Source organism: Pseudomonas sp. MF09150, assembly GCF_059862355.1.
In genome coordinates this window covers 944932-964842 of sequence record NZ_JCBCUS010000001.1, presented here as the reverse complement: position 1 = coordinate 964842, position 19911 = coordinate 944932, and the positions used below count along the sequence as shown (strand labels likewise).

Sequence of the window (19911 nt, the reverse complement as noted above, 5' to 3'; positions counted from 1 at the left end):
TAAGCCGAGGGGCCAGTAGTGCAGTCTGGGCATATGCTCCGATGTCCTGGTCAATAACTAAACATGCACTTGCGGGTGCCGGCTAATAAGGAAAGTGATCGATTTGGTACGGTGCGGAATAGATAACTTTCAATAGGTTGTCCGGATATTTACGGTATTTGTATCCTGGATAAGCGGCATGTTCAGCGTGGTTCGTAAGTGATCGGTGGGTTTATGTGCCGGACCGAGGCTAGCACCTCGTTTGAGCGTGCATGGGGTTGTGTGTCAATTGTTGACAATTGATCCGGTGGAATTATGTCGGTCGGATTGATTTTATTAACTATTTGAATTTTATTGATTTATTTATTGTTGTTGGTGTTTTTAAGAGGGTTGCTCTGCTGGGTTATATCTATTTGAATGGGTTATTGTTCGATAACTTTAGTTTATGGTCGACTCGTATAAAAAGACGGGTGTTGTTGGAGTTGCCGAACTTTCATGATGTTTTCCTGTTTGTGAACAATTGTCACGTACGCCGTGATAGTGCAGCCGCCGTTGCTACGTTTACCTCAACTTCAAGTGCTGTTAAGCCCTTATTGCAACGAGGTAGATCCAGTGGACATGTCAATTTCCATTATCGATAAAGCCACTCAAAAACAGCTGTCGGTGGTCGGGCAGGAAGTGTCGTTGCACGGGCCGTCGGTTATCCGCCTGACAGGCAAACGCAGTGAGCTGCACCAGGTGGTGCGTGAAGGCGACAGCCTGAACTTGACCCTGGCATCCGGAGCGGTGATCAAGGTTCACGGGTTTTTCCCAGCCCAGGGGCCTCAGCAAAACCAACTGGTGCTGCAGGACGGCAAACAGTTGTTGCAGATGGAGTCGGTCGACGATGGCCTGGTGAGCGCGCGATTTGTGCCCATCGACTCGATTGATCCGTTGCTGGTCTACGCCCATTTCGATCTGTCGACCCTGGCCTGGATCGTCGGTGGGCTGGCATTGGCCGGGGCCGGTGCCGCCGCGCTCGCGGGGCGTAATGCCAGCAGCAACAAACACCCGGCAGCGCAGGGCCCGGAGCCCCTTGCGGCGCCTGTGTTCAGTGTGGAAGGCAATGCCGACGGCGGGTTGACCGTGGCTGGTACGGCGCCCGCCGGCAGCACAGTACGGGTGACCTACCCGGATGGCAGTTCCAGTAGCGTGCTGGTGGGCAGCGATGGCCACTTCAGCGTTACCTCCGGGCCCAATCAGCCGTCGGGCCCGGTCAGTGCGCAGAGCACGGACAGCAGTGGCCATAGCAGCACTTCGGCCACGACCGGTTATGTCGATACCTCGGCGCCGCAACCACCCACTCAAACCGTCAGCGCCAACCCCGATGGCACGTTGACGGTCACGGGCACGGCAGAACCTGGCAGTACGGTGAAAGTGACCTACGCCGACGGCAGCTCAAGCACCGTGGTCGCCGATGCCACGGGGCACTACAGCACCAGTTCCAACACGGTCCAAAGCAGCGGCAACGTGAGCGTCACCGCGACCGATGTGTCGGGCAACACCAGCACCGCGACCACCAGCGTCTTCACTGACACGGTCGCTCCGCAACCTGCGACTGAAACCGTGACGGCCAACCCTAACGGCACGCTGACGGTAACCGGCCATGCGGAACCGGGCAGCACAGTGGTGGTGACCTACCCCGATGGCAGCTCAAGCACCGTGGTTGCCGATGCCTCGGGGCACTACAGCGCCAGCTCCAGCACGGTACAAGGCGATGGCAGCGTCACCACCACCAGTACCGATGCGGCAGGTAATACCAGCACCGCGACCACCGGCACCTATACCGACACCAGCGCCCCGCAATCTCCGACTCAAACCTTCACGGCCAACCCCGATGGCACGCTGACGGTAACGGGCACGGCAGAACCGGGCAGCACGGTGACGGTGACCTACGCCGATGGCAGCTCAAGCAGCGTGGTCGCCGATGCGGCGGGGCACTACAGCACCAGTTCCAGCACGGTCCAAGGCAGTGGCAGCGTGAGCGTCACCGCGACTGATGCGGCGGGCAATAGCAGCACGGCGACTACCAGTACCTATGTCGACACCACGGCGCCGCAAGCGCCCAGCCAGACCCTCACCACCCATCCTGATGGCACGCTGACGGTTTCCGGCAGCGCCGAACCGGGCAGTACGGTGACGGTGACCTATGCCGATGGCAGTTCCAGCACCGTGGTCGCCGACGCCACCGGGCACTACAGCACCGGCTCCAGTACCGTGCAGACCAGCGGCACGGTGAGTGTCACCGCGACCGATGCCGCGGGTAATACCAGCGCAGCGGATGCCAGCAGCTATGCCGATACCACCGCGCCACAAGCACCGATTGAAAGCGTTTCCAGCAACCCGGACGGCACGCTGATGGTCAGTGGTACCGGGGAACCTGGCAGCACGATAAACGTCACCTACCCCGATGGCACCTCGGGCACGGCACTGGTCGATGCCTCGGGGCACTACAGCACCACCTCGAGCACCCCGCAAAGCAGCGGCAATGTGTCGGTCAGTGCCACCGATGTGGCGGGCAATACCAGCGCAACGGACGTCAGCACCTATACCGATACCAGCGCACCGCAAGTTCCGACTCAAACCATCGCTGCCAACCCCGACGGTACGCTGGCGGTGACCGGCACTGCGGAGCCGGGTAGCACGGTGACGGTGACCTACGCCGATGGCAGCTCAAGCACCGTGGTTGCCGATACGTCCGGGCACTACAGCACCGGCTCCAGCACGGTACAGGGCAGCGGTAGCGTGAGCGTTACCGCGACGGATGCGGCCGGCAATGCCAGTGGGCCAAGCACCAGCGTCTATACCGATACCAGCGCCCCGCAATCTCCGGCTGAAACCGTCACGGCCAACCCCGACGGCACGCTGACGGTAAGCGGCACGGCGGAGCCGGGCAGCACGGTGACGGTGACCTATGCCGACGGCAGTACAAGCGCCGTTGTCGCCGACGCCTCGGGGCACTACAGCACCGGTTCCAGCACGGTGCAGAGCAGCGGCAGCGTCAGCGCCACAGCAACGGATGCGGCGGGCAATACCAGCGCCGCGACCACCAGCGTCTATACCGACACCACGGCCCCGCAATCTCCGACTCAAACCATCACGGCCAATCCCGACGGCACGCTGGCGATCACCGGCACTGCTGAGCCGGGCAGCACGGTGACGGTGACCTACGCCGATGGCAGCTCAAACAGCGTGGTCGCCGATGCGTCGGGGCACTACAGCAGTGTTTCCAGCACGGTACAGAGCAGCGGTAGCGTGAGCGTTATCGCGACGGATGCGGCGGGCAATGCCAGTGCGCCGAGCACCGGCGTCTATACCGATACCAACGCTCCACAAATGCCTAGCCAGACCCTCACCACCAATCCTGATGGCACGCTGACGGTTTCCGGCAGCTCCGAGCCGGGCAGTACGGTGACGGTGACCTACGCCGATGGCAGTTCAAGCACCGTGGTTGCCGATGCCAGCGGGCATTACAGCACCGGCTCCAGTACCGTGCAGACCAGTGGCGCGGTGAGCGTCACCGCAACCGATGCTGCCGGTAATACCAGCGCGGCAGCGGTCAGTACCTATACCGACACCACTGCGCCACAGGCACCGAGCGAGGGCGTCTCCAGCAACCCGGACGGCACGCTGACAGTCAGCGGAACGGCGGAAGCTGGCAGCACGGTCAGCGTCACCTACCCCGATGGCACTTCGGGTACAGCGCTGGTCGATGCCACCGGGCACTACAGCGCCACCTCGACCACGGCGCAAAGCAGCGGCAATGTGTCGGTCAGCGCCACCGATGTGGCGGGCAATACCAGCTCGCCGACCACCAGCGCCTACACCGATACCACGGCGCCGCAAGCGCCCAGCCAGACCCTCACCACCCACCCTGATGGCACGCTGACGGTGGCCGGCAGTGGCGAACCGGGCAGCACGATAAACGTTACTTACCCCGATGGCACCTCGGGCACGGCGCTGGTCGATGCCTCGGGGCACTACAGCACCAGCTCCAGTACCGTGCAGACCAGCGGCACGGTAAGCGTCACCGCGACCGATGCCGCGGGTAATACCAGTGCCGCGGACGCCAGTAGCTATATCGATACCACCGCGCCACTAGCACCGGGCGAAAGTATCTCCAGCAACCCGGACGGCACGCTGACAGTCAGCGGTACGGCGGAACCCGGCAGTACGGTCAGCGTCACCTACCCCGATGGCACCTCGGGCACGGCTCTGGTCGATGCCACGGGCCACTACAGCACCACGTCGGGCACGCCGCAAACCAGCGGCAGTGTGGCGGTCAGTGCCACCGATGCCGCAGGCAATACCAGCGCCTCCACCACCTCCGGCTACATCGACACTGCGCCACCCCTGGCGCCGAGCCAGAGTGTCAGCGCCAATCCTGACGGCACCTTGAGCGTTTCCGGCACGGCGGAGGCGGGCAGTTCGGTGACCATCACTTACCCCGACGGCAGCACCAGCACCGCGCTGGTCGACGGGACCGGGCATTACACCACCACCTCGGGCACACCGCAGATCAGCGGCAGCCTGAGCGCCATCGCCACCGATGCCGCCGGCAATAGCAGCGCGTCCACCAGCGCACCCTATGTCGACACCTTGCTGCCGACGGCGACCGCCGCCATCAGTGCCGTGACTTCGGACACCGGCAGCAGCACCAGCGATTACCTGACCAGCGACTCCAGCCTGGTGGTCAGCGCGACCCTGACCGGAACACTCAACCCCGGCCTGGGCGACAAGGTGCAGATCTCGCTGGACGGCGGCGCCACCTGGCACGACGCGGCGCTGGTCAGCGGCAGTACCTTTGCCTTCGACAATACCGCCAGCGCCCTGGCCGACGGCAGCTACCTGTTCGAAGCCCGGGTCATCAACGCGGCAGGCAACCCCAGCCCGACCGGCACCCAGGCCGTGGTGATCGACACCTCGACCCCCAGCGCCAGTGAAACCATCAGCCTCGACGCCATCACCACCGACAGCGGCGCCAGCAGCAGCGACTTCATTACCAGCGACAACACCTTGGTGCTCAACGGCACCCTGGGCACTGCCCTGGCAGCGGGCGAGGGTGTGCGTATCAGCCTGGACGGCGGCGCTACCTGGCATGACGCGGCGGTCAGCGGCACCGCCTGGAGCTACGACAACACCAGCAACACCCTGGCCGATGGCATTTATGCGGTGCAGGTGCAGGTGATCGATACCGCCGGCAATATTGGCCAGAGTGCGAGCCAAAATGTGCAGATCGACAGCACGCCTCCGGTCGCCAGTGAAACCATCAGCATCGATGCCATCACCACCGACACCGGCGTCAGCAGCAGCGACTTCATCACCGGTGATAACACCCTGGTGCTCAGTGGCAGCCTCGGTACGGCCCTGGCGGCGGGCGAGGGGGTTTACCTCAGCCTGGATTACGGCCTGACCTGGCACGCGGCCGCTGTCAGTGGCACCCAGTGGAGTTATGACAACAGCGCCATTGCGGTTCCCGATGGCACCTACCACCTGCTGGTGCAGGTGGTCGACAGTGCCGGCAACCTTGGCCAAAGCGCCAGCCAGACGGTGGTGGTCGATACCCAGGCGCCAGCGGCCAGCGAGACGGTGAGTATCGCCGGGATTTTCCTCGACACCGGGATCAGCGCCAGCGATTTCATTACCAGCGACCACGGTCTGTTTTACTTCGGCAATCTCGCCACGGCGCTGCCCAGTGGCGAGGGTGTGCAACTGAGCGTCGATGGTGGCGTCACCTGGAACGACGCGACGCTCTCCGGCGCCAGTTGGAGCTATGACGGTATCGGCCAGCCGCTGCCTGACGGCACCTATACCATTGAGCTGCGGGTGATCGACAGCGCCGGCAATATCGGCCAGACCGCCAGCCAGCCCCTGGTGATCGACAGCAGCGCCCCGGCGGCCAGTGAAACCATCGCCATCGCATCGATTACCAGCGATACCGGGAGCAGTAGCAGCGACTTCATCACCGGCGACAACACCTTGATATTCAGCGGCACCCTGGGCACGGCCCTGGCGGTGGATGAAGGCGTGCGCATCAGCCTGGATGGCGGAACCTCCTGGCAAGTCGCGACGGTCAGCGGCACGAACTGGAGCTACGACAACAGCGCCAGCACCCTGGCCGATGGCACTTACACCGTGCAGGTTCAGGTGGTTGATACGGCAGGCAATATCGGTCAAAGCGCGAGCCAGGCGCTGGTGATCGACACCACGCCACCGGCGTCCAGCGAGACGGTCACCATTATCTCGATCGTCACGGACACCGGTGCCAGTGCCTCCGACTTCATCACCAGCGACAGCAGCCTGGTGTTCAACGGTGGCCTGGGCGCGGCCCTGAGTCCGGATGAGTCGGTGCGCATCAGCCTGGACGGCGGCGTCACCTGGCACGCGGCGGCCGTCAGTGGCACCGCCTGGAGTTTTGATAACAGCGCCAATACCCTGGCCGACGGCACCTACAACGTGCAGGTGCAGGTCATCGATAGCGCCGGCAATATCGGCCAGCGCGCCAGCCAGAATGTGCTGATCGACAGCACGCCACCGGCGGCCGGTGAGACCATCACCATCGCCTCGATCAGCAGCGACAGCGGCAGCAGTAGCAGCGACTTCATCACCAACGACAGCACCCTGTTGTTCAACGGCAACCTCGGCAGCAGCCTGGCGGCGGGCGAGGGCGTGCGCCTGAGCCTGGACGGCGGCAGCACCTGGCATGACGCAACGGTCAGCGGCAACTCCTGGAGCTACGACAATACGGCGAACAACCTGGCCGATGGCACGTACAGCGTGCAGGTCCAAGTGATCGATACCGCCGGCAATATCGGCCAGACCGCCAGCCAGAGCCTGGTGGTCGATACCCGCGCGCCGCTGGCCAGTGAAACCATCACCCTGGCCTCGATCACCACCGACAGCGGCATCAGCAATAGCGACTTCATCACCAGCGACAATAGCCTGGTGTTCAACGGCAACCTGGGCACGGCGCTGGCGGTGGGCGAGGGCGTGCGCATCAGCCTGGACGGTGGCGCCACGTGGCAGAGCGCCAGTGTCAGCGGCACCCAGTGGAGTTTTGACAACAGTGCCAATGCCCTGGCCGATGGCACCTACAGTGTGCAGGTGCAGGTGATCGACAGCGCCGGCAACCTCGGGCAGAGCGCCAGCCAGAGCGTGGTCATCGACAGCACCGCGCCGCTGGCGGGAGAGACCCTGAGCATCGATTCGATCGCGCGCGATACCGGCGCCAGCGCCAGCGACTTCATCACCAGCGATCACACCCTGCTGTATCGCGGCAGCCTGGGCCTGACACTGCCCAACGGCGAGGGCGTGCAACTGAGTACCGATGGCGGCGCCACCTGGCATGACGCCCAGGTCTCCGGCACCAGCTGGAGTTACGACGGCACCGGGCAATCGTTGCCCGATGGCAATTACACGGTGCAGGTACGGGTGATCGACCTGGCGGGCAATATCGGTCAGAGCGCCAGCCAGGCCCTGGTGATCGACAGCAGCGCGCCCAGCGCCAGCGAAACCGTGCTCATCACCGCGATCAACAGCGACACCGGCGCCAGTGCCACAGACTTCAATACCAGTGATCCAACCCTGGTGTTCAACGGCAGCCTCGGCGCGCCGCTGGCCAGCAACGAATCGGTGCAGATCAGCCTCGATAACGGCGTGACCTGGGTCACCGCCAACACCAGCGGCAGCACCTGGAGTTATGACAACAGCGCCAACACCCTGGCCGATGGCACTTACGCAGTGCAGGTTCAGGTGATCGACACGGCCGGCAATATCGGCCAAATCACCAGCCAGACCCTGGTGGTCGACACCACGCCGCCAGCGGCCAGTGAAAGCATTTCGATCCTGGCGATTACCCGCGACAGCGGCGACAACGGCAATGACTTCATCACCAATGACCACCTGCTGCTGTTCAACGGCAGCCTGGGGGCGCCACTGACGGCGGGAGAGGGGGTACGGATCAGCCTGGACGGTGGCGTCAGTTGGAGCAGCGCCACCGTCAGTGGCACCAACTGGAGCTATGACAACACCGCGCAGAACCTGGCCGATGGCAGCTACAGCATTCAGGTGCAGGTGATCGACAGCGCCGGCAATATCGGCCAGAGCGCCAGCCAGTTGGTGCAGATCGACAGCCTGGCGCCGACCGCCACGGCCAGCATCACGGCCATCAGCGGCGACACCGGGAGCAGTGCCAGCGATTTCATCACCGCCGACAACACCCTGGTGATCAACGCCCACCTCAACGGTACCCTGGCCAGCAACGAACAGGTGCAGATCAGCCTGGACGGCGGCAGCACCTGGCAGACGGCGAGCCTGGTGAGCGGCAGCACTTATGCCCTGGACAACAGCAGCCAGGTCCTGTCTGACGGTACCTATCAGTTTGCCGCACGGGTCACCGACCTCGCCGGCAACACCAGCCCGCTGGCCAGCCAGACCGTGGTGATCGACACGGGCGCGCCATTGACTGGCAACAGCGTCAGCATCAGCAGTTACACCGACGACGTAGCGCCCCAGGTCGGCAACTTCGGCGATGGCAGCAGCACCAACGACACCACGCCGCTGCTCAACGGCACGGTCAGCGGACTGAACAGCGGCGACAGCGTGCAGATCTATCAAGGCGCCACGCTGCTGGGCAATGCCACGGTCACCGGTGGCGTCTGGACCTATGGCCTGCCGACCCTGGCCCAGGGCAGCTACAGCTTGCACGCGGCCATCAGCGATGCGGCGGGCAACCTCGGCACCCAATCGTCGAGCTTCAGCCTGACGGTGGACACCAGCGCGCCGACCCAGGGGCTGGTGATCGGCAGCATCAGCAGCGACACCGGGGCCAGTGCCAGCGACTTCATCACCGACGACAACACGCTGCTGATCAGCGGCACCCTGAGTGCCCCGCTGGGCGTTGGCGAGACCGTGCAACTGGCGCTCAATGGCGGGCTCAACCCGGCCACCGCCACTGTGGTCGGCACCACCTGGAGCCTGGACCTGACCGGCACGGCCCTGGCCGACGGCACCTACCATGCCCAGGCCTGGGTCCTGGATGCCGCCGGCAACAAAGGCCCGGTCAGCAGCCAGGATGTGCTGATCGACACCAGCGTGCCGACGGCCAGTATCAGCATCGACACCGTCAGTCAGGACACGGGCCTCAGCGCCAGTGACTTCATCACCAATGACCCGACCCTGGTGCTCGGCGGCACTCTGGGCTCGGCGCTGGGCAGCGGCGAGTCGGTACAGATCAGCCTCGACGGCGGCAGCACCTGGCTGGCGGCCAGCAGCAGCGGCACCCAGTGGAGCTACGACAACACCGGCAATGTCCTGGCCGATGGCAACCACGCCTTGCAGGCGCGGGTGATAGACCTGGCCGGCAATGTCGGCAGCCTGGCCAGCCAGACCCTGGTGGTCGATACCACGCCGCCCACCAGCGGCAACAGCCTGGCCATTGTCAGTTACACCGACAATGTTGCGCCCCAGGTCGGCAGCTTCGGCGACGGCACCTTTACCAACGACAGCACGCCGTTGCTCAACGGTACGGTCAGCGGCTTGAACAGCGGCGACAGCGTGCAGGTCTACCAAGGCAGCACCCTGCTCGGCACCGCCAGCATCAGCGCTGGCACCTGGACCTACCAACTGAGCGGCCTGACCGAAGGCAGCACGACCTATCACGCGGTGATCGTCGACAGCGCCGGCAACCTCGGTACGGCTTCTGGCAACTTCAGTCTGACCCTGGACACCACGGCGCCAAGCGCCAGTGAAACCCTGGCAATTACCGCCATCAGCGGCGACACCGGCAGCAGTGGCAGCGACTTTGTCACCAGCGACAACACCTTGCTGATCAGCGGCAGCCTGGGCACCCCCCTGGCCAGCGGCGAGGGCGTGCAACTGAGCCTGGATGGCGGCAGCACCTGGTTCAACGCCAGCGTCAGCGGCAGCAGCTGGAGCTACGACAACAGCGCCAGCACCCTGGCCGATGGCAGCTACACCCTGCAGGCCCGGGTGGTGGATGCCGCCGGAAACGTCGGCCAGGTTGCCAACCACAACCTGGTGGTCGACACCACCGCGCCGACCGCGCTGGTCAGTATCGATTCGATCTCCCAGGACAGCGGGATCAGCGGCAACGACTTCCAGACCAACGACAGCACGCTGATGTTCTTCGGCACCCTCAGCACCAACCTGCCCACCGGTGAGAGCGTGCAGATCAGCCTCGACGGCGGCAGCACCTGGCACGCTACCGAGGTCAATGGCGCGGGCTGGACCTACGACAACACCGCCAATGTGTTGCCTGACGACACCTACACCGTATTTGTCCGGGTCATCGACGCCGCCGGCAACGTCGGCAGCCTGGCGGCCCAGACCGTGGTCATCGACAGCAGCGCGGCCAGCGGCAACCTGATCGAAATCCTTACCATCAGCAATGACAGTGGCTTGAGCAATCAGGACTTCGTGACCAACGACCCGACGCTGATCATTTCCGGCGACCTGGGTTCGCCCCTGGCGGCCAACCAGCATGTAGAGGTCAGCCTGGACGGCGGAACCAGTTGGCACACCGGCACCAGCCTCGGCACCAGTTGGAGCTACGACAACACGGCCCAGACCCTGGCCGATGGCAGCTATGCCATGCAAGCCCGGATCATCGACGATTTTGGCAACGTCGAGCAGACCACCAGCGACACCCTGCGTATCGACACCACGGCCCCGGCGGCCAGCGAAACCCTCGCCATCACCTCCGTCAGCAGCGACACCGGCAGCAGCGCCAGCGACTTCATTACCAGTGATCACACCCTGGTCTTCAGTGGCACCCTGGGCACGGCATTGGCTGCGGGCGAGGGCGTGCAATTGAGCCTCGACGGCGGGGGGACCTGGGTCAGTACCAGTGTCAGCGGTACAGGCTGGAGTTATGACAACAGCGGCAATGCCATGGCCGATGGCAGCTACACCTTGCTCGCCCGGGTGGTGGACACCGCCGGCAATATCGGCCAGGAGGCCAGTCAGAACCTGCTGATCGACAGCAGCGCGCCCAGCGCCACCAGCAGCATCAGTGCCATCAGCCACGACAGCGGCAGCAGCGCCACTGACTTCATCACCAACGACAGCACCCTGCTGGTCGATGCCACATTGAGCGGCACCCTGGGGGTTGGAGAATCGCTGCAGATTTCCATCGATGGCGGCGCGACCTGGCACAACAGTGGCCTGCTCAGCGGCAGTACCTATGAGTACGATGCCACGGGCACCAGCCTGACGGATGGCAGCTACAGCTTCCAGACCCGCGTCGTCGACGCGGCTGGCAACATCGGTGCGATCAGCAGCCAGAATGTAGTGATCGACACCACGGCCCCCAGCGCCACCGCCAGCATCAGTGCAATCACTAGCGACACGGGCTCCAGCTCCAGCGACTACCTCACCAGCGACCACACGTTGCTGATCAACGCCAACCTCTCCGGGACCCTGGGCAGCGGCGATCAGTTGCAGATCTCCACCGACAACGGCAGCACCTGGCACACCGCGAGCCTGCTCAGCGGCAACACCTATCGCTACGACAACAGCGGCGTCAGCCTGGCCGATGGCAGCTACAGCTTCCAGGCGCGGGTGGTGGACGCTGCCGGTAATCCCGGAACCTCCAGCAGCCAGGCGGTGGTTATCGACAGCACGGCCCCGGTCGAGAGCATCACCCTGAACAGCCTCAGCCCTGATACCGGCGTCAGCGGCAGCGACTTCATTACCTCGGCCAACCGCCTGAACTTTGGCGGCACCCTGGGCAGTGCCCTGGCCAGCGGCGAGGGCGTGCAACTGAGCCTGGATGGCGGCAGCACCTGGGTCGGCGCCACGGTCAGCGGCAGCACCTGGAGTTACGACAACAGCGCCAGCGTCCTGGCCGACGGCAGCTACACGGTGCAGGCGCGCATCATCGACAGCGCCGGCAATAGCAGCGTGCCGGTCAGCCATGGGCTGCAAATCGACACCAGTGCGCCCAGTGCCACGGCCACGGTGACCGCGATCAGCAACGACAGCGGCTCCAGCGCCAGCGACTTCATCACCAACGACAATACCCTGCTGGTCAACGCCACCCTCAATGGCAGCCTGGGCAGTGGCGAGTCGCTGCAGATCTCTCTGGACAACGGCAGCACCTGGCACACCGCGAGCCTGGTCAGTGGCAGCACCTACCAGTACGACAACAGCGCCAGTGTCCTGGCCGATGGCAGCTACAGCTTCCAGGCCCGGGTGCTGGACACGGCGGGTAATCCCGGCCTGAGCAACGCCCAGGTGGTGGTGATCGACACCAGCGCGCCCACCAGCGGCAACAGTGTTGCCATCAGCAATTACACCGATAACGTGCTGCAACAAATCGGCAACTTCGGCAGCGGCAGCAGCACCAACGACACCACGCCGCAGCTCAACGGTGTGGTCAGCGGGCTGCAGGCCGGCGACCTGGTGCAGATCTACCAGGGCGCCACCTTGCTCGGCAACGCCAGCGTCAGCGGCAGTACCTGGTCCTATCAGCTCGGCACCCTGGCCGAAGGCGCCTACAGCTACACCGCCGCGATTACCGACAGCGCCGGCAACAAGGGCACCACCTCGGGCAGCTTCGCCCTGGTGGTGGACACCACTGCGCCGGCTGCCAGTGAAACCATCAGCATCGTCGCAGTCAGCAGCGACACCGGCACCAGCGGCGACTTCATTACCAGCGACAACACCCTGGTGCTCAGCGGCACCCTGGGCAGCACCCTGGCCAGCGGCGATATTGCCCAGGTCAGCCTGGACGGCGGCAGCACCTGGCTCAACACCACGGTCAGCGGCAGCACTTGGAGTTACGACAACAGCACCAGCGTGCTGGCCGATGGGGTCTACAACCTCAAGGCACGGGTGGTGGACGGCGCCGGCAACCAGGGCGCCACTGCCAATCAGGTGCTGGTGGTGGACACCATTGCGCCAACCGAAAGCATCGCCATCGTCAGCATCAACCAGGACACCGGCACCAGCAGCAGCGACTTCAACACCAGCGACACCACCCTGGTGTTCAGCGGTACCCTGGGCGCGGCCCTGGGCAGTGGCGAAAGCGTGCGCATCAGCCTGGATGGCGGCAGCACCTGGCGCACTGCACTGGTCAGCGGCAACACCTGGAGTTACGACAACAGCGCCAGCAGCCTGGCCAGCGGCAGCTACAGCGTGATTGCCCAGGTCATAGACAGCGCCGGCAACCTGGGCAACAGCGCCAGCCAGACGGTCATCGTCGACACGGTGGCGCCCACTGCCAGCACCAGCATCGTGTCGATCACCAACGACACCGGCGCCAGTGCCAGCGACTTCATCACCCGCGACAACACCCTGGTGTTCCAGGGCACCCTCAGCGCGCCCCTGGCGGCGGGCGAGGGCGTGCAGTTCAGTATCGATGGCGGCAGCACCTACCTGGTGGCCAGCGTTTCCGGCACCACCTGGAGCTACGACTACACCGGCAGCGCGTTGCCCGATGGCAGCTACAACATCAAGGTGCGGGTGTTCGATACCGCCGGCAACATTGGCCTGACCGCCAACCAGACGCTGGTCATCGACATCAGCGCGCCGGCCCAGAGCATTCTCATTACCTCGGTCAGCCCGGACAGCGGCACCAGCAGCAGCGACTTTGTCACCGCCAGCCACAGCCTGGTGTTCAACGGCAGCCTGGGCGCGGTCCTGGGGGCCAATGAAAGCGTGCAGATCAGCCTCGACGGCGGCAGCACCTGGCAGGCCGCCAGTACCACCGGCACCAACTGGACCTTCAACAACAGCGCCAACAGCATGGCCGACGGCACTTACAGCGTGCAGGCTCGGGTGATCGACGCTGCGGGCAATATCGGCAACCTGGCGACCCAAAACCTGGTGATCGACAGTGTCGCGCCAACCGCCACCGCGACCATCAGCGCCATCAGCCAGGATGCCGGCACCAGTGCCAGCGACTTCATCACCAATGACCAGACCTTGCTGGTCAACGCCACGCTCAGCGGCACCCTGGGCAGTGGCGAGGTGCTGCAGATCTCGCTCAACGGCGGCAGCACCTGGCAGAACGCAACCCTGGTCAGCGGCACGACCTACCAGTTGGACAACACCGGCAATACCCTGGCGGCCGGCAGCTACACCTTTGAGGCGCGGGTGGTCGACAGCGCGGGCAACGCCAGCAGCGCCGGAACCCAGGCGGTGCTGATTTCCACCACCGGCCCGGCCGTCACCGCCCTGGCCGTGTCCAGTGTCAGTACCGACACCAACTCGGCGCTGGCCGCAGGCACCGCCAGCACCACCAACAGCGGCACCAACAGTGACCTGGTGACCCGCGACACCTCGCTCACCGTATCCGGTACCTACAGCGGCACGCTGCTGGCCAGCGACGTGTTGCAGATCAGCAGCGACGGCGGCAGCACCTGGAACAGCACCACGGTCAACACCGGCACCCATACCTGGAGCTACCTCGACCCCATCAGCCACGCCAGTTCCGTCACCTATCAACTGCGCAGTTTCAACCTGGCCGGCAACATCGGCAGCGTCACCGCCTCGCAACTGGTCACGGTGGATACCGTCGCGCCGGTGCAGAGTCTGCTGGCACCCGCATTGGGCAGTGCCTATGACAGCGGGGTGCCGGGTGACCATGTCACCACCAACACATCCATGACCTTTACCAGCGCGCAAAGCCACACCGGCAGTGCGGGCGACACGGTGCTGCTGGTCAACGACGTGAACAACGACGGGGTCTACTCCGAAGGCATCGACAGCCTGATCGGCAGTGCCACGGTGGCCGCCGATGGCAGCTGGAGCCTGAGTGCCAGCGGCCTGGCGACCGGCTCTTATCACCTGGCCCTGATGCAGGTGGACGCGGCCGGCAACCGCTCACGCTTGAGCGCCACTACCGAGGTCGATGTGGTCAGCGCCAATGATCATGCGCCCCTGGCCAACACCGGTTGGGGCGGCGCTAATACCGCAGGTGACACTGAAAATAAGGGCACCGCCTATACCCTGGGTACCAATGGCCTGTGGGAGTTCTACAGCAACCTGTCGGTGTACAACTCCACGGGGCTGACCAGCTACAGCGCCACCTCCCTGGCCAGCGGCACCACCGCCACCTCGGTCAACAACGTGACCTTTGTTGACTACAACCGCGACGGCTTCATGGATGTGCTGGGCGTCGACTTCAATTACACCGACGGTCAGCAGTCCTGGACCTACAACGGCAGCAGCTACACCGCGTTCCAGATCAGTGGCGCTAGCGGCGGCGTCTATGACGGGCACGGTACGGTGGTGGCCTATGACAAGACCGGCGACGGGTACATCGACCTGGCCTATGGCGATTCCTCCCTTCCGGGGGATGCCAATGCGTCCGGCGGCATCGACTCGCAACTGCTGGTCAACAACGCCGGGGTGCTGATCAAGGACAGCAACTTCGTGCAGACCCCAGCCACCGGCGGCGCTTCTTCGACTACCGGCCAGCCGTATTCGCAACTGTCGGGGGTCGATATCAACAACAACGGCACGGTCGACCTGGTGTTCCACCAGAACAACCCGGCCTACGCCAGCAACAACACCCTGGTGGTGCTGAGCAACAGCGGCACCGGCAGCCTCAGCGTCACTGCGACCCTGGCCGGTGTGTTTGCCAGCCCGGTGGAGAACTCCCAGACCATTTCCATGACCTGGGCCGACTTCAATGGCGACGGCTACATGGACCTGTATCTCAACTCCGGCCTGATCGGCTCGGACGGCACCACGGCCACCGCCAACGAAAGCCGCCTGTACTTCAACAACCAGGCCGGCAGCCTGAGCGCCAGCCCCCTGGGCTTTGGCGACAACCTCAACGGTGGCGCCTCGCTGGCGGTGTACTGGAACCACGACGGCGCCATGGACGTGATCGAGTTGCCGAACATCGGTGCAGCCTCGTCGTCGATCAACCTCTACACCAACAACGGCAGCGGTACCGCCTTTGCCACCAGCATCCTGGCCACCGCCATCAGCAACGTCAGCGGTGCGGTCGCCGCCGACTACAACTGGGATGGCGCGGTGGACCTGCTCTACTTCAGCACCGGCAACACCAGCGCCCGCTGGATTCAGAACACCAACGTGGTGCAGTACGGCAGCAGCCTGCATCTACGCCTCCTCGATGCCAACGGCCTGACCGCCTACTACGGCAACACCGTGCAGTTGTACGACTCCAGCGGCAAGCTGGTGGGTACGCAAATGATCAACCCGCAGTCGGGCAGCAACACCAATGACAGCTCGTCGATCGTCAACTTCTATGGCCTGAGCGCCAGCCAGACCTACACCCTGGTACTGCTGCGCAACCTGGGCGGCGTATCGGCCGATGTCGGCGGGCTGGCAAGCGAAGGAGGGAACAGCATCGAGAGCGTCAACGCCAGCTGGACCGGCCTGGTCGCGGGCGCGGCCACCAGCGCCTATGTCCTGTCGGCCGAGACCGGCAGCAACAACGCCAACGGCAACTTCGTCGGCACCGGCTACAACGACACCTTTTTTGCCACCGCCGGCACCGATAGCTACAACGGCTCCGGCGGCTGGAGCAATGGGCGCTTCGGCACGCCGGTATGGAGCGCCAGCGGTGGCGAGGACGTGGTCGACTTCATGCTGGCCGGCAGTACCGCACTCAACGTCAACCTCAATACCCTGACTGCCCAGGGCACCGGCTTCAACACCGCAACCTTCACCAGCATCGAGGGCCTTCGCGGCGGCTCAGGTAACGACACCTTCACCGCCAGCACCACGGCCCTGGTCAATAACCTGTTCGAGGGCCGTGGCGGCAACGACAGCTTCGTCCTCGGCAGCACCGGCGGCCATGCCACCCTGGTCTACAACCTGCTCAACAGCGGCAATGCCACCGGCGGCAATGGCAGCGACCTGGCCAGCGGTTTTGTGGTCGGCAATCTGGTCAGTAGCGCCACCGCCGATGTGATCGACCTCAGTGGCCTGCTGTCCGGCTACACCGGCACCGCCTATGTCTACAAGGACGCCATCAGCGGCAAGTTCGTGCTCGATGCGGCTTCCCAGGCACTGAACAATTACCTGAGCGTCAGCAATGATGGGAGCAACAGTTATGTGTCGGTCGACCTGACCGGCAGCGGCACCTTCGGCGCCTCCAATATCCTGCTGACCCTCAGCGGCGTGGTCACCGACCTTGCCACTTTGCTGGGCAACGACCAGTTGCTCCTGGCGTCCTCGAGTGCCGGTGCCTCGGTGGGGATCAACCCCCAGAGCATCCTCGACAGCACGCCGATCATCAGCGGCACCATCCCCTATGCGCTCGCCAGCGGCATGCACCTGGAGGTGATGCTCAACGGCGTCACCTACAGCTCGGCCACGGGGGCGGTGGTGGTCGACCCGACCAACAACACCTGGTACGTCCAGGTGCCCAACGCCAATGCCCTGACCAGCGGCACCTATGAGGTGGTCGCGGCGATATTCAACAGTGACGGCTCGGTGGCGGTCCAGGACCACAGCACCAATGAACTGACGGTATTGTCGCCGCCCACCGGGACCACCACGGTCACCGGCGAAACCTCGAACATCAGTGCCATGGGCATGGCCGTGGGCGACGTCAATAACGACGGCCTGTTCGACTACTTCAATGCCACCAGCATCTACACCCAGCTCGCCAGCAATGGCAGCAACATCAATAATTTCAGGGGCACCCTGCTGTACACCGAAGGCTCGGGCACCGGGCAACTGGGCAAGGTCAGCAGCGTGCAACTGCTGGATATCAACCGCAGCGGCAACCTGTCGGTGATGACCGAGCAAGCCAATACCTCCCAGGGCAACAACGACTTCATCAACAACGGCAACGGCGCCAGCTACACACTGCTCAACTACAGCTATGGCACCTTGATCTCTTGGGGCGGGCAGGTCGGTATCGATTTGAACAACGACGGCTACATCGACCTCGTCAGCGGCGACAAGTACACCGACAACTCCGGGGTCTACGAGCTCAACAACAAGAACGGCACCTTCACCAGCTATGACCTGGGGAGTACCAGCGACCCGCTGAGCGGGAGCACCAGCAACGGCAACATCAACGAGGACATAGGGGCGTTCGACCTTAACGGCGACGGCCGGGTCGATCTGCTGGGGCAATTCTGGGGTGGCTTCGGCGGTGCGGTGACCAACCTCACGGTGTTGCTGACCAGCAGCAATGGCCTGGTTTCGGCATTGGCCGCGAGCACGGCGGCGGGCACTCTGAAAACCATCACCAACGTGCTCTACCACGTGAACGCATCGGCCGGTAACACCTCCAGTTACCCGCCCGGCACCCAGAGCATGGACGTCGCCGATTTCAACGGTGACGGCAAACTCGACCTGTTCCTGGGGCAGACCAGTACCGCGGGCACCGCCAGCAGCGTGTACACCAGCGACGGCGCGGGCAACTTCACCCTGGCCACTACCTTGTCCAGCAGCACCCTGGCCGGCGGTGTCACCCTCAATACCGACTGGAATGGCGACGGCAAGCTCGATGTGTTCGAGTTCCAGGACAACCTGACCGACAGTACGACTCTGAAACTGCAGACCAGCTACGAGTACTGGCAGAACACCACGGCCAGCATTGGCGCCGCGCCGACCTTCAGCCGCACCCTGCTGAGCGTGAGCAGCGTGGCCACGGCGACCTCGATCACCGGTGCGGTGGCCGCGGATTTCAACTACGACGGCTCCCAGGACCTGCTGATCAACGCCAATGGCCAGGACGTACTGGTGGTCAACCCCAACGTGATCGCCGCCGGCACCAGCCTGCACCTGAAGATCGAAGACCCGGCGGGGCACAACACCTACGTCTCGCAGACCGTCAACCTCTACGACAGCAGCGGCACCCTGGTGGAGACGCGGATCCTCAATGGCCAGTACGGCTACGGCACCACCGATGACCGCGGCATCGTCGACTTCTATGGCCTGAACCCGGCCATGACCTACACCGCAGTACTGGTCAAGGCGGCGATTGTCGGCATCGACGGCGGCGAGGGCAGCGTCACCGGGGTCGCCGGGCTGGGTGGGGGTACAACGGTCAACAGCACCTGGACCGGCCTGACCCCTGGCGCGGCGACCCACGCCTATGTATTGACCGCCGACGCCAGCACCGACAGCACCACCGGCACCTTTGTCGGCAGCGGCTATGACGACACGTTCTTTGCCGGGCCCGGCACCAACACCTACAGCGGCTCGGGCGGTTGGGAAACCATCGCCGGCACCCCGGTCTGGAACAGTACGCTGGGCACCGACATCGTCGACTACAAGCTGGCCGGCAGCACTGCGCTGACCATCGACCTGAGCAACGCGGCCGCGCAGAACACCGGCTTCAACACCGCCACCTTCAAGAACATCGAAGGCCTGGCCGGGGGCTCGGGCAACGACACCTTCACCGACAGCGGCAGCGACAACACCTTCGAGGGCCGGGGTGGCAACGACACCTTCAACCTGACCCACGGCGGCCACGACACCCTGCTGTACAACGTGCTGGCCGGGGCTTCGGCGAACAACACCGGGGGCAATGGCAGCGATATCGTCAATGGCTTCAAGGTCGGCACCTGGGAGGGCACCGCCGGCACCCAACGCCTGGACGTGCATGCCTTGCTGGTGGGCTACAGCGGCGATGGCAGCGCCAGCTACCAGGGCGGCGTCGCCACCCTGGGCGCCGGTGCCGGCAATATCGGCAACTACCTGCAAGTGACCCAGAGCGGGGCCAATACCGTGATCAGCATCGACCGCGATGGCAGCGCCAGCACCTACAGCAGCGCCACCCTGGCCACCTTGCAGAACGTGCACACGGACCTGGCCACCTTGCTCGCCAACCATCAACTGACCGTGGTCTGAGACCACGCCGGCATAAAAAACCCGCCGATCGCAGCTGCGAAAGGCGGGTTTTTAATGGCCGGTGGCGCGCTGGGCGCGCTG

1 protein-coding gene is annotated in these 19911 nt (G+C 64.2%); it reads left to right on the top strand.

What is annotated here, in order from left to right; translation table 11 throughout:
• Positions 1 to 597 precede the first annotated feature (597 nt).
• Positions 598 to 19830, top strand: a complete 19233-nt coding sequence (locus AC19YX_RS03870; protein WP_500605689.1) for an Ig-like domain-containing protein — start codon at positions 598 to 600, stop codon at positions 19828 to 19830.
• Positions 19831 to 19911: the final 81 nt, after the last annotated feature.